The organism is Flavobacteriales bacterium (assembly GCA_020635795.1).
Classification (GTDB): Bacteria; Bacteroidota; Bacteroidia; order Flavobacteriales_E; family Vicingaceae; genus Vicingus.
Window position 1 is genome coordinate 94,677 of record JACJZD010000006.1, and the last position, 11,812, is coordinate 106,488.

Annotated in this window: 14 protein-coding genes; 9 read left to right on the forward strand and 5 right to left on the reverse strand. The window is 33.4% G+C overall.

Features of this window, described 5'->3' with window-relative positions; all coding sequences use genetic code 11:
• The first annotated feature begins 7 nt into the window (after nucleotides 1-7).
• The 8 genes from H6589_12230 to H6589_12265 are packed head-to-tail and all read left to right on the forward strand — an operon-like array spanning nucleotide 8 to nucleotide 6,786.
• Complete coding sequence (locus H6589_12230) at nucleotides 8-2,098, forward strand: nitrite/sulfite reductase (protein MCB9175369.1); 2,091 nt, start codon at nucleotides 8-10, stop codon at nucleotides 2,096-2,098.
• Nucleotides 2,095-2,856: a uroporphyrinogen-III C-methyltransferase gene (cobA, locus tag H6589_12235; GenBank protein MCB9175370.1), complete on the forward strand. Its 762-nt coding sequence runs from the start codon at nucleotides 2,095-2,097 to the stop codon at nucleotides 2,854-2,856. Before H6589_12230 ends, cobA begins: the two co-directional genes overlap by 4 nt.
• Nucleotides 2,853-3,488 carry a bifunctional precorrin-2 dehydrogenase/sirohydrochlorin ferrochelatase gene (locus tag H6589_12240; GenBank protein ID MCB9175371.1) on the forward strand — a complete coding sequence of 212 codons (636 nt, stop codon included), beginning with the start codon at nucleotides 2,853-2,855 and terminating at the stop codon, nucleotides 3,486-3,488. Before cobA ends, H6589_12240 begins: the two co-directional genes overlap by 4 nt.
• A 4-nt stretch (nucleotides 3,489-3,492) precedes the next feature.
• Nucleotides 3,493-4,182 (forward strand): phosphoadenylyl-sulfate reductase, encoded by a 690-nt coding sequence (locus H6589_12245; protein ID MCB9175372.1) that lies wholly within the window; start codon nucleotides 3,493-3,495, stop codon nucleotides 4,180-4,182.
• A 7-nt stretch (nucleotides 4,183-4,189) separates the two neighbouring features.
• Nucleotides 4,190-4,747 (forward strand): YeeE/YedE family protein, encoded by a 558-nt coding sequence (locus H6589_12250; GenBank protein ID MCB9175373.1) that lies wholly within the window; start codon nucleotides 4,190-4,192, stop codon nucleotides 4,745-4,747.
• On the forward strand, nucleotides 4,747-5,160 hold the full coding sequence (locus H6589_12255; GenBank protein MCB9175374.1) for a YeeE/YedE family protein: 414 nt from the start codon (nucleotides 4,747-4,749) through the stop codon (nucleotides 5,158-5,160). The genes H6589_12250 and H6589_12255 overlap by 1 nt, the downstream gene beginning before the upstream one ends.
• A 1-nt stretch (nucleotide 5,161) precedes the next feature.
• Nucleotides 5,162-5,575, forward strand: coding sequence for an OsmC family protein (locus H6589_12260; GenBank protein ID MCB9175375.1), 414 nt, complete (start codon nucleotides 5,162-5,164; stop codon nucleotides 5,573-5,575).
• Between the two features lie 44 nt (nucleotides 5,576-5,619).
• Nucleotides 5,620-6,786 carry an aminotransferase class I/II-fold pyridoxal phosphate-dependent enzyme gene (locus H6589_12265; protein MCB9175376.1) on the forward strand — a complete coding sequence of 389 codons (1,167 nt, stop codon included), beginning with the start codon at nucleotides 5,620-5,622 and terminating at the stop codon, nucleotides 6,784-6,786.
• Nucleotides 6,787-6,820: 34 nt separating this feature from the next.
• Here the strand turns inward: H6589_12265 and H6589_12270 are convergent, their stop codons facing one another.
• The 5 genes from H6589_12270 to H6589_12290 form a co-directional block, all read right to left on the reverse strand.
• Complete coding sequence (locus tag H6589_12270) at nucleotides 6,821-7,030, reverse strand: hypothetical protein (protein ID MCB9175377.1); 210 nt, start codon at nucleotides 7,028-7,030, stop codon at nucleotides 6,821-6,823.
• A gap of 37 nt (nucleotides 7,031-7,067) precedes the next feature.
• Nucleotides 7,068-8,276 (reverse strand): ABC transporter permease, encoded by a 1,209-nt coding sequence (locus H6589_12275; protein ID MCB9175378.1) that lies wholly within the window; start codon nucleotides 8,274-8,276, stop codon nucleotides 7,068-7,070.
• Between the two features lie 49 nt (nucleotides 8,277-8,325).
• Complete coding sequence (gene rbfA / locus H6589_12280; protein ID MCB9175379.1) at nucleotides 8,326-8,667, reverse strand: 30S ribosome-binding factor RbfA; 342 nt, start codon at nucleotides 8,665-8,667, stop codon at nucleotides 8,326-8,328.
• 79 nt (nucleotides 8,668-8,746) lie between these two features.
• Nucleotides 8,747-9,943 (reverse strand): GTPase HflX, encoded by a 1,197-nt coding sequence (gene hflX / locus H6589_12285; protein ID MCB9175380.1) that lies wholly within the window; start codon nucleotides 9,941-9,943, stop codon nucleotides 8,747-8,749.
• 2 nt (nucleotides 9,944-9,945) lie between these two features.
• Entirely contained in the window at nucleotides 9,946-10,386 is a 441-nt protein-coding gene (locus H6589_12290) for a cytochrome B (protein MCB9175381.1), read from the reverse strand.
• Between the two features lie 427 nt (nucleotides 10,387-10,813).
• Between H6589_12290 and H6589_12295 the strand changes: the two genes are divergently transcribed.
• The coding region (locus H6589_12295) for a hypothetical protein (protein ID MCB9175382.1) at nucleotides 10,814-11,812 on the forward strand (999 nt) is incomplete at its 3' end.

The window sequence follows — 11,812 nt, forward strand, 5'->3', positions numbered from 1 at the left end:
CAAAACAATGAGAAGTTTTAGAACGGAAACAGAAAACATATTAGACCCAGTAGTAGAACGCGATATTATTGAATTAGGAGAAAAAATTCACCTATTCAAAACTGGTAAAATGCCTGAAGATAAATTTAAGAGTTTGCGTTTAGCACGTGGAGTTTATGGTCAACGACAGTTGGGTGTACAAATGGTGCGTATCAAATTGCCTTATGGTAAATTGTTGGCAAAACAATTGGTAAGAATTGCAGATGTTGCTGATGAGTATTCTAATGGAAATTTACATTTAACCACTCGTCAAGATGTACAGATTCACCATGTGAGCTTAGACAGAACACCTGAACTTTGGGCAGAGTTAGAACGAGATAATATTACGCTAAGAGAAGCTTGTGGAAACACGGTAAGAAACATTACGGCATCTCCATTTGCAGGGATTGACCCTGACGAACCTTTTGATGTATCTCCGTATGCCGAAGAGTTGTTTCAATATTTACTTCGTAACCCTGTAAATCAGGACATGGGAAGAAAAATTAAAATATCGTTTTCGTCGAGCGAGAAAGATACAGCTTATTCCTTTTTACACGATTTAGGATTTATTCCTATCATTCAACATGGAGAAAAAGGATTCAAATTATTGGTGGCTGGAGGGTTAGGTGTTAAACCTTTTTTAGGTCAATCGGTAACTAATTTTATTAAAGCTGAAGATATTTTTGCTTACACCACAGCAGTTTTAAGGGTTTTTGACCGTTATGGTGAACGTCAAAAAAGAAATAAAGCACGTTTAAAATATTTAGTTGAAGAGTTAGGCTTAGACCAATTTTTAGCATTGGTAAATCAAGAACACAAGGTAGTTGATGTTTATGAACCAAAAATAGTTGAATTTGTTGCTCCTAAGTTAGCAGAAATACAACTTGCACCATCAGTTAAAGGTAATGTGTCGGAATATTTAACTTGGTATAAAACGAACATTTATAAACAAAAACAAGCTGATTTTTTCACCATTTTGCTAAAAATAACTAACGGTAACATCCATTCCGATGTAGCTAGAAAATTGGCTGATTTGGTTCAAAAATATGCTGGTGGTGAGTTTAGGGTAACGATAAACCAAGGGCTTATTATTAAATATGTCAGAGAAGAATCATTGCCCTATTTCTACCAAGAGTTGAACAAGTTAAATTTAGCTAACACAGGTTTTGATAGTGTTGCCGATATTACTGCTTGTCCAGGAACGGATACTTGTAATTTGGGAATAGCAAACAGCACCAATTTAGCTGAAGAATTGGAAAAATTTATTGCCAACGAACATGCAGAATTGGTTTTTAACAAAGACATTAAAATAAAAATTAGTGGCTGTTTTAATGCGTGTGGTCAACATTCTATTGCAAACATTGGTTTTCATGGAAGTTCAATTAAAGATGGAGACAAATTAGTGCCAGCAGTTCAATTACTGTTAGGTGGTGGAGTTGTAGGTGGTGGAGAAGGTGTAATTGCGGAAAAAGTAATTAAACTTCCCACAAAAAAAGCCATAAAAGCAGTCGATAAAATTTTAGGAGACTATAAAACCAATGGAAATGATCTGTTTTTTAACCAATATTATCAGAAACAAGGCAATCATTATTTCTACGATTTGTTAAAACCTATTGCAAACGAACCGTTAATTGATAGCGATTATTCTGATTGGGGACAACAAACAACTTTTAATATGAATGTTGGTGTTGGAGAGTGTGCAGGTATTGTTTTAGACTTGTCGGATGCCATTAAATATGAAATAGAAGAACGTGTTGCCTCTGCAAAAGAAACGCTTGAGTTGAAGAGATATGCAGATGCTATTTATCATGCTTACACCATTTTTATTAATGTAGGTAAACTGTTTTTGTTAAAGCATGGCGAAAAGTATAACAGTCAAGCTCAAATTATTGAAACTACTGAAAAGTTGATTCAAGAAAAAGGGGTAGCATTATCCAAATCGTTTACCGAAATAGTGTTTCAGTTACGAGAACAAAAAGCAAGCGAAGAATTTGCAAAACAATATTATAATGATGCTCTTCAGTTTTACAACGAATTGAATAGTATTGGCAAACTAACAAAAGAACGAATAGAACCATGAAATCGAAAGTACACATAGTAGGAGCAGGTCCGGGAAGCGCCGATTTGCTTACTTTAAGAGCTGTAAAAGCGATACAAAATGCAGATGTAATTTTATACGATGCACTAATTTGCAAAGAAACCTTAGATTTTGCTTCGGCTCATTGTGAAATGATTTATGTGGGAAAAAGAGCTGCAAACCATGAATATTCGCAAGAAAAAATTAATCAGTTGATTGTAGAGAGTGCTTTTAGATACCAAAACGTAGTTCGTTTAAAGGGAGGCGATCCATACATTTTTGGACGCGGACATGAAGAGTATGAATATGTAAGTGCTTTTGGAATTGAAGTTGAGGTAGTACCAGGTATTTCTAGTGCTATAGCGGTACCAGAATTGGAAAACATACCGCTAACTAAACGAGGTGTGAGTGAAAGTTTTTGGGTAGTTACGGCCACCAATAAAAAAGGAGAGCTTACTAATGATGTTAAACAAACAGTTTATGTAAATGCAACCATTGTTGTGTTAATGGGTGTAAGTAAATTACCCGAAATTGTTCAGTTATATGCAGAAAACGGTAAAGAAAATTTACCCATAGCAGTTATACAAAACGGTTCGTTGCCTAGTCAAAAAATAGTAACAGGAACGATAAAAACGATTCAAGAAGTAGTGGAGAAAAACAAAGTTGGAACACCTGCTATTATTGTCTTGGGAGAGGTAGTAGCTTCTCGACCAGAGTTTTTATTGGAACAAATTAATGTTAATCAAAACAGAAAAAAATGACAACAAATACACTATACCCTATTTTTTTAAAATTGGATAAAATAAACACCTTAATTGTTGGCGGCGGAAATATTGGGTTAGAAAAATTGAATTTTATTTTAACACAAAGCCCTCGTGCAAACATAAAAATTGTATCCCCTGAATTTCATCCAGAAATAATTTTAATAGCTATTGCCAATAAAAATATACAATTGCTGGAACGCAAATTTGTTGATTCGGATTTAGCCAACATTAAAATATTAATTTTGGCAACAAATAATCTTGAATTGAATACGCAAATTTATTTTAAAGCTCAGAAAAAAAACATTTTAACCAATATGGTTGATAAACCTGAGTTCTGCGATTTTTATACGGGAGCAGTTTTACAAAAAGGAAATATAAAAATCGGCATTTCTAGTAATGGAGTTTCGCCAACAATAGCCAAAAGATTAAAACAACTATTCAACGAGGCTATTCCAGAAAACATTTCAGCATCTTCCGAAAACTTAAATAAAATTCGTACTAAATTAAAAGGTAATTTAAAACTAAAAGTAGCGATATTGAACCAGTTAACGGAGGTCTTGGTAGATGATATTCCTCATCAAAGCAACCAAAATAAAACCTCAATTTTACAACACATCAATTGGAATTAAAACAATGGGATTACAGCAACTTAAAAGAACGTTTACACCAGAAGAAATAAAAGCGTTAAATAAAAAATACAAAACACTAACAGTTGAACAACGTGTGGAAGAATTGTACAAAGATTTTGATGCAAAAGAAGTGATGCTAACATCCTCTTTTGCAGCTACTTCTGCTTTTTTATTGCGCATTTTTTCTAAAATAAATAATGCTCAAAAAATTTATTTTATCAATACAGGTTATCATTTTAAAGATACCTTAACGTATAAAGAAAAACTAACGGAATTATACCACTTAAACGTAGAAGATGTAACGGCAGAAAAATGGGAGCATGATTTTACTACTAAAGATGAAACGTGGAAAAAAGACCCCAATCTGTGTTGTTCGGTAAACAAAGTAAAACCTCTTGAACTTATTAAGGAGCGATTTACGGTTTGGGTTTCGGGCTTAATGGAATGGCAAAGTGACCATCGTGCATCGTTAAATATTTTTGAAGAAAGAGGTGGTATTTTGAAGTTTTATCCTTTGTTGGATGTTACCAAAGAACAACGTGATGAATACATAAAAACCCATCTATTACCGTTTCATCCCTTAGTTGCAAAAGGGTACTCGTCTATAGGTTGCGAACATTGTACCGTACCTGGTGATGATAGGGAAGGAAGATGGAACAATAACCCAAAAACCGAATGCGGATTGCATTTGTAAAATTTGTATGAAAGAGTTGATTAATTTTCTTGTCGAACCTTGGGCTTGGTATGTGTCAGGACCACTTATTGGGTTAATTGTTCCGTTGTTGATTTTAACGAGCAACAAACAATTTGGAGTGTCATCTTCATTGAGATACGTATGTTCATCATTAAAACTCTCGAAACGAAGCTATTTTAATTATAACTTCAACGAACAACAATGGACAATGTGGTTTATTTTAGGCGTTTTTTTTGCAGGCGTTTTTTCTTTTCAACTTATTGAAATAGAGACGAGTGAGTTAAGTCAATCAGCAAAAGATTACTTTGAAAAAAAACACATCGGGATAAAAGGAATTTTTCCAGCAGATGTTTTTAATTGGAACAAATTATTTTCAGTTGCTGGTTTATTATTGGTGATTGGAGGGTTTTTATTGGGGTTTGGCTCTCGATATGCCGATGGTTGTACCTCTGGTCATGCAATAATGGGATTGAGTTTGTTAAGTAAAACCTCATTGGTTTCAGTAATAGGATTTTTTATTGGAGGAATTATAGGTACATTTTTAATTTTAGATTATTTGCTGTGATAAAACATTTAAAATACATCTTGTTAGGGTTTTATTTTGGATTTGTGCTAATCAAATCCGAGGCAGTATCTTGGTATCGTATTGTGGAAATGTTTCGTTTTCAATCGTTTCATTTGTACGGAGTAATTGGTTCTGCTGTTATAACTGGAATAATTTCTGTTTTAATTATTAAAGGAGTACACTTAACCACTGTTAAAGACGAACCTATTGATTTAAAACCAAAACCATTTTTACCAAAAGCTAACTTTTTTGGAGGAATAATTTTTGGTTTAGGTTGGGCTATTGTTGGAGCCTGTACAGCACCACTTTTTATTCATTTTGGAGCAGGAAATTACATTATTGTTATACCAATTATTGCTGCAATTTTAGGGACTTTAGTTTATGGGTTTTTAAAAGAAAAATTACCTCACTAACATGGAAATAAAGCTACAAAGAAAAAATAAAGCGTTTCATTACGAAGCAATAAACCCAGATAAAATAGTTGTAAATATTGATGCTAATGCTGCCATTGGTGGCGAAGGAAAAGGAGTAAGACCTATGGAATTGGTTTTAATGGGGCTTGGTGGTTGTGCCAGTATTGATTTGGGTTTGATACTAAAAAAGCAAAAACAAGAACTGGAAGATTATCAAGTAACTATTACAGCAACTAGAAAGGAAAATGTTGCTAAAACATTTGATGCCATTAACCTTCACTTTTTACTTTTTGGGAAATTAGATAATGAAAAAGTTGAAAAAGCCATTTCCCTAACGTTAACCAAATATTGCTCGGTTGCGCTTAGCTTGAGTGATCAAATAAAAATTACATCAACATATACCATTAATCAATAACTTATTTTGTCATGCTGAGCATGACGAAACATTTATAATAACAAATGAAAACGAAAAATTTTGAAACCCAAGCCATTCGAACTCAATCAGAACGCTCTCAGTTTAACGAACACTCAACACCCTTACATTTAACTTCGAGTTTTGTTTTTGACGATGCAGAGCAAATGAGAGCGATGTTTTCTGATGAATTGGAGGGTAATATTTACAGCCGATTTTCTAATCCAAATACCACGGAATTAATTGATAAAATTTGTTTGCTCGAAGGAGCAGAAGCTGGTTGGGCAACCGCAACAGGAATGGCTGCTGTATTTACAAGTTTGGCAGCTTTACTAAATCAAGGCGACCATGTGTTAGCTTGCCGTTCAATATTTGGTTCATCGCATGCTGTACTTACAAAATTGCTGCCCAAGTGGGGCATAACCCATACTTATGTTGATGTTGACGATACACAGAATTGGCAAAATCACATAACCGAAAAAACAAAAATTGTATTTATTGAAACCCCTACAAATCCTGGAGTGGATATTTTAGATTTAGAATGGTTGGGCAAATTTTGTAAAAAAAACAATGTATTGTTGTTGGTCGATAATTGTTTTGCAACACCCTATTTACAACAACCCATAAAGTTTGGAGCTCATTTAGTTATTCATTCCGCTACCAAATATATTGATGGACAAGGTCGTGTTTTAGGAGGATTGATTGCAGGTGATAAAAACCTAATTAACGAAATAAAAGCATTCGCTCGTCATTCAGGACCAGCCATGTCGCCATTTAATGCTTGGGTATTGTCAAAAAGTTTGGAAACCCTTGCCGTTCGTATGGATAGACATGCAGAGAACGCATTGAAATTGGCACAGTGTTTAGAAAAACACCCGCAAGTGGAATGGGTTAAGTATCCGTTTTTACCATCTCACCCACAACATGCTGTTGCAAAAAAACAAATGAAATCTGGTGGAGGGATTGTTAGTTTTTCGGTAAAAGGTGGATTAGAAAAAGGAAGAAATTTTTTAAATAAACTACAAATGATTTCAATGTCGGCAAACTTAGGAGATACAAGAAGTATTGCTACTCATCCAGCATCAACAACTCATGGTAAATTAACTGAGCAAGAACGATTAGAAAGTGGAATCTTACCAGGTTTAATCCGTGTTTCGGTTGGCTTAGAACACATTGATGACATTATTAAAGATGTTGAACAAGCATTAGCTTAAATAATAAAGCCTCTAAATTTAGAGGCTTTATTATTTATTCTACAGGAAGAGCAATGATGCTTTTTGCAGAGTTTTTTTCTACGGGTTGGGTAATCGGGGTACTTCCTGGAATTTTGTTTGGATCTTCCTTAGAAGCTTTTTCTGTTGTTGAGCTTCCAGAAGTTGAAGAACTGGCAGATTGAGATGTAGAACAACTCGTAATCGCAACAGCTACCACCGCAATGAACAATAATGTTTTTATCATGACATTTATTTTTTTTGTAAAATTAACTTGTTTTTATTTATAAATACTTCTTGGTTAAAACTCTTACAGGAAACCATGAAGCAATTATTCCAATACTTAATACAATAGCTGAAATACTAACAAAATCCATCCAATGTAGTTCAATAGGGTAAAAATCGACAATACCACCATTTAACCTCAACAAACCAAATTCCATTTGTACCCAGCACAATAATGCTCCAAAAACCATTCCAGAAAAAGCGCCAAGTAAATTTATGAGCATACCTTCAGCAAAAAATAATTGTTGAATTAATCGATTATCGGCACCCATGGTTTTTAAAATCCATACATCTTCTTTTTTATCTAATATAAGCATGGTTAACGAACCTATTATGTTAAACGAAGCAATAACCAATATGAAGGATAAAATTAAAAAGGTAATCCATTTTTCAGTTTCGTTGGTTTTAAAAACCAATTCGTTAAGTTCATACCTTGTTTGAATCTTATACCCTTTACCAACAATGTGCTGTATGGCTAATTTTGCATTGTCCCAATTGGCATTTGGAGCTAATTTTAATTCAATAGAGGAAACTTGATTTTCTTTATCAAGCAATGTTCGAACAAAGGGAAGGGAGGCTAAAACATATTTATTATCAAAATCAGGACTGATGGAAAAAACACTTGAGGGGGTTGCATATTTTCGACTAAATTCTTCGCCTGGGATAAAGTTTTTTGAATTGCCTTTTTTGGGGATGATTACACTTAATTCTTCCGAAAAACCTGGGTTAATATACAGTGATAAGTTGTCGGCAATACCATAACCTAAATTGATGTAATGCGTTGTTTCTTGATCCTTTTTGAATCCCCCTTCATACATCATCGTATCCAGCCCTGTCATTTGATAAAAAGTAGATTCAACACCTTTTAAAGTGGCAACTGTTTGTTTTTCTCCATATTTAAAAAGGGCTACATCTTCGAGGTTTTCGGTTACAAAATTTACTTCTGATAAGGCTAGTAATTTTTCTTTTGGGAAAGTAGTTACATCAAATGTTTTTCCTGTAAGGGCAGTAATTTTAATATCTGGGTCGAATGAAGCGTAAAGCTGTTCTACCAAAGTTTGTAAACCATTAAATGCAGACAAAACAATTACTAAAGCCATAGTAGCAATACCAATGCCGCTTACCGAAATCCAAGAAATGATGTTAATAACGTGATGCGATTTTTTCGAAATCAGGTATCGTTTGGCTATGTAAAAAGGGAGGTTCATTGTTTTCAAGTCTCAGTTTACAATCTTCGGACTTCCAACTTCAGTCTTCTCATAAATCTTTCATTGCCTCATCAAGTGCTTCGGCGTAGTCTATCGAATCATCTAAATAAAAAGCAATTTCTGGAGTAATCCGTAGTTGGTAACGAATTTTTTTACCAAGTTCTCCACGTACAGTTTTCGACAATAAATTAGCTTGTTTAATACATTCGGTAGGTTCTACCTCACCAAAAACACTTAAATACACTTTAGCAAAACTAAAATCAGGAGAAACTCTCACAACGGTAACGCTTACCATGGTATTTGGGAACCAACTTAACCCGTTTTGCTGAAAGATAGTGCTTAACTCTTTAAGCAATAATCGCGCAACCTTATTTTGTCTTACTGTACTCATGCAACAAAGATAGTAAAAAACGAACGGTGAAACCTAAGGTTGTAAAACAGATATGAAAATAATAAAGGATGATGGAAAATCAGTACAACAATTGATTAGGGTAGATTTCTAAATGCGTTTTTTTAATGTGTTTATACAACACTTCTTTTAACTCATCGGTATTAATTTTCTTGTATGCCGAAATGTACACCGTAGGATAAGTGTTTTTGCTCATCCACATTTTTTTCAAATCGTCTAATGAATAATTTTCTCTTTTTACTGGAGTTAAATCATCCTCGTCTTTTTTCTCGTAAGTAAAAGCATCAATTTTATTAAACACCATAATCATGGGTTTATCCAAGGCTTTTAAATCGTTCAGGGTTTCGTTAACTACATTAATCTGGTCTTCAAAATTAGAGTGAGAAATATCTACTACATGCACCAAAACATCAGCTTCCTTTACCTCGTCTAATGTTGATTTAAAAGATTCTACCAAATGATGAGGTAATTTTCTAATAAATCCTACGGTATCAGTTAACAAAAAAGGTAAATTATCAATCACTACTTTTCTTATTGTAGTGTCTAATGTTGCAAACAATTTATTTTCAGCAAACACTTCAGATTTACTCAGCATATTCATTAAAGTAGATTTACCAACATTGGTATAACCTACCAGTGCCACTCTAACCATTTGCGTACGCTGTTTACGTTGAGTAGATTTTTGTTTGTCAATCTCTTTTAAACGCTCTTTCAAAAGGGAAATCTTGTTTAAGATAATTCGTCTATCGGTTTCAATTTGTGTTTCTCCAGGACCACGCAAACCAATACCACCTTTTTGTCTCTCCAAGTGAGTCCACATTCTGGTTAAACGAGGCAATAAATATTGACATTGTGCCAATTCAACCTGTGTACGTGCGTTAGCGGTTTGAGCTCTACTGGCAAAAATATCTAATATTAAACTGCTTCTATCAAGCACTTTTACCTCAATAACTCGCTCAATATTTCTTGCTTGAGAAGGTGATAATTCATCATCAAAAATAACCACATGCACCTCGTTTTCTTGAATGTAATTTAATATTTCTTGGAGTTTTCCTTTTCCAACAAAAGTTTTTGGATCGGGATGAGCTAATTTTTGAGTATACCGTTTTACTTCTTGAGCTCCAGCAGTTTCGGCTAAAAACGATAATTCATCTAAATATTCTTTTAGTTGAGCTTCGTCTTGGTTTTGAGTAATTACTCCAACCAACACCGCTTTTTCAACAATCGCCTCATTAGTTATGTGTAGTTTGTTTTTCATTCTTAAAACATTCCTGCTCCTAGCATGTTTGGTTTAATTAGTCCTGCCCATAAAATTAAAATAAAAGCAATGGTATAAAATATTGCTCCTTTTTTAAATTTTAGTTCGCTTGTTGCAGCTTTTTTCGACAAAACTCTCCCTAAAGTAATTAATACAATAGCAATTAACATAGTAAAACCATGCTCAACAGCCCAAAAGCGTAAAGTAGCATCCTTCATGGCCTCGCCCATCGATACAATTTTATCACTAATAAAATACATCACAATTCCAAAAATTAACTGAAGATGTGTTACACTTAGCAACAATAAAGCAATCATATTGTCACCTTTGTTGTATTCTTTTTTTCCAAACCATCCTGCAAAAGATTTGAGTATTGCAATAACCAAAAAGATTATTACCAACCATCTGAAGCCCGAATGAGCGTGTAGCATTCCGTTATACATAATATTATTTTTTAAGTTAGGTAGGGCAAAAGTACGTAAAAAGAGGTTGATTATCATTTTTCAATAACCACACAACTATAAATTAATTACTGCCATGGTGTACTTATTTATTAATGAACTGATAATAACTTCCACGATTTAACATGCTTTAAGTAAAACTACTTAAGTATAAATACCTACTAAAAATTCAGCATGAATACTGAGTTTAACTATTTGAAAAACAAGTAGTTATATTTATTTTTAATGAAAAAATGACTATTTTTACCAAGATTTAACAATCATTTTTTTGTTTGAATTATTTATATACCATTGTTTTAAAATTTACAGTAATTTTTTAAAAAGTGAAATAACCCAAACCCACTCTAACATACTGGGAATTTGTTTAACTTTATAAAACTTACAGCTTATGAAAAAAGCAAAATAAAAAATGAAGCCTTTTAAAAATTACATATTAACCCTTTTGCTGATGTTGGTGTTTGCCAATGGTAATGCTCAGATATTATACGCTAGAGCTTTTGGAACCGCTGGTTGGGACACAGCAGATGATATTATTATTGGTTCAGACTCTAACTATGTAATGCTTGGTAGTCAATATAAAAATCTTTACATCGCAAAAGCTGATACAATCGGTCAATTAATTTGGGAAAAATCTTATCCTGTTGATAGTATTTTATTATACCCCAGTTCTATCTGTGAAATTGGAGATTCATCTTATGTTATGGCTGGAAATTATCAAAATGCAGGCTTTTTACTAAAAGTAAATATAATTGGTGACTCTTTGTTTAGCAACACAGATACCACAATAGTTGGCAGTAACGTAAGCAATTTAAGAGTTGCCCCCGATGGTAATTTATTAGCTCTGGTTACACATAATGGTAAAGTTAATTTGGTTAAATTCGATAACAATTTGAATGTTGTTAATACCATGAATAACATAACCCCAGCCATAAAAGGTATAGAGGTGGTTAATGCTAAAATTTATCTCCTAAAAAGAGACAGTATTGATAATTTTTTAATTGTTAATAACGATTTTAATCTAATTGATACGGTTACAGTACCTCTTAAATTTCCAATTCACTTTAAAAAATCATTTGACAAAACGGAGTTAATAATTGAGGGAACTTTTACGAATTATTTTTATAGTTTAAGAAAGAGAATTTTTACCGATTTATTTGGCAATGTAATTTCATCATGTGATTCTATAGAACCTCTTTATAATGATTTTGAGCCTATAAATAATAATAACGAATCAATACTCATGGGGTATTATTATAGTACTACGTGGGGGCAGGATTTTCGGTTGTATTTTACCGATGATTGTGGGCAAATAGTACATGATACTATTTTATACCGGGGCGGGAGTTTTAGCGACCCTTGGCGTGATGAGTTTTGGGTTAAGTTATTGGTTGACCAAAACGGAAACTAC

What these genes read in the sequence shown, in the direction of transcription:
- H6589_12230 (MCB9175369.1), top strand. Translation starts at nt 8, where the DNA reads ATGAGAAGTTTTAGAACGGAAACAGAAAACATATTAGACCCAGTAGTA.
- cobA (MCB9175370.1), top strand. Translation starts at nt 2,095, where the DNA reads ATGAAATCGAAAGTACACATAGTAGGAGCAGGTCCGGGAAGCGCCGAT.
- H6589_12240 (MCB9175371.1), top strand. Translation starts at nt 2,853, where the DNA reads ATGACAACAAATACACTATACCCTATTTTTTTAAAATTGGATAAAATA.
- H6589_12245 (MCB9175372.1), top strand. Translation starts at nt 3,493, where the DNA reads ATGGGATTACAGCAACTTAAAAGAACGTTTACACCAGAAGAAATAAAA.
- H6589_12250 (MCB9175373.1), top strand. Translation starts at nt 4,190, where the DNA reads ATGAAAGAGTTGATTAATTTTCTTGTCGAACCTTGGGCTTGGTATGTG.
- H6589_12260 (MCB9175375.1), top strand. Translation starts at nt 5,162, where the DNA reads ATGGAAATAAAGCTACAAAGAAAAAATAAAGCGTTTCATTACGAAGCA.
- H6589_12265 (MCB9175376.1), top strand. Translation starts at nt 5,620, where the DNA reads ATGAAAACGAAAAATTTTGAAACCCAAGCCATTCGAACTCAATCAGAA.
- H6589_12270 (MCB9175377.1), bottom strand. Translation starts at nt 7,030, where the DNA reads ATGATAAAAACATTATTGTTCATTGCGGTGGTAGCTGTTGCGATTACG.
- H6589_12275 (MCB9175378.1), bottom strand. Translation starts at nt 8,276, where the DNA reads ATGAACCTCCCTTTTTACATAGCCAAACGATACCTGATTTCGAAAAAA.
- rbfA (MCB9175379.1), bottom strand. Translation starts at nt 8,667, where the DNA reads ATGAGTACAGTAAGACAAAATAAGGTTGCGCGATTATTGCTTAAAGAG.
- hflX (MCB9175380.1), bottom strand. Translation starts at nt 9,943, where the DNA reads ATGAAAAACAAACTACACATAACTAATGAGGCGATTGTTGAAAAAGCG.
- H6589_12290 (MCB9175381.1), bottom strand. Translation starts at nt 10,386, where the DNA reads ATGTATAACGGAATGCTACACGCTCATTCGGGCTTCAGATGGTTGGTA.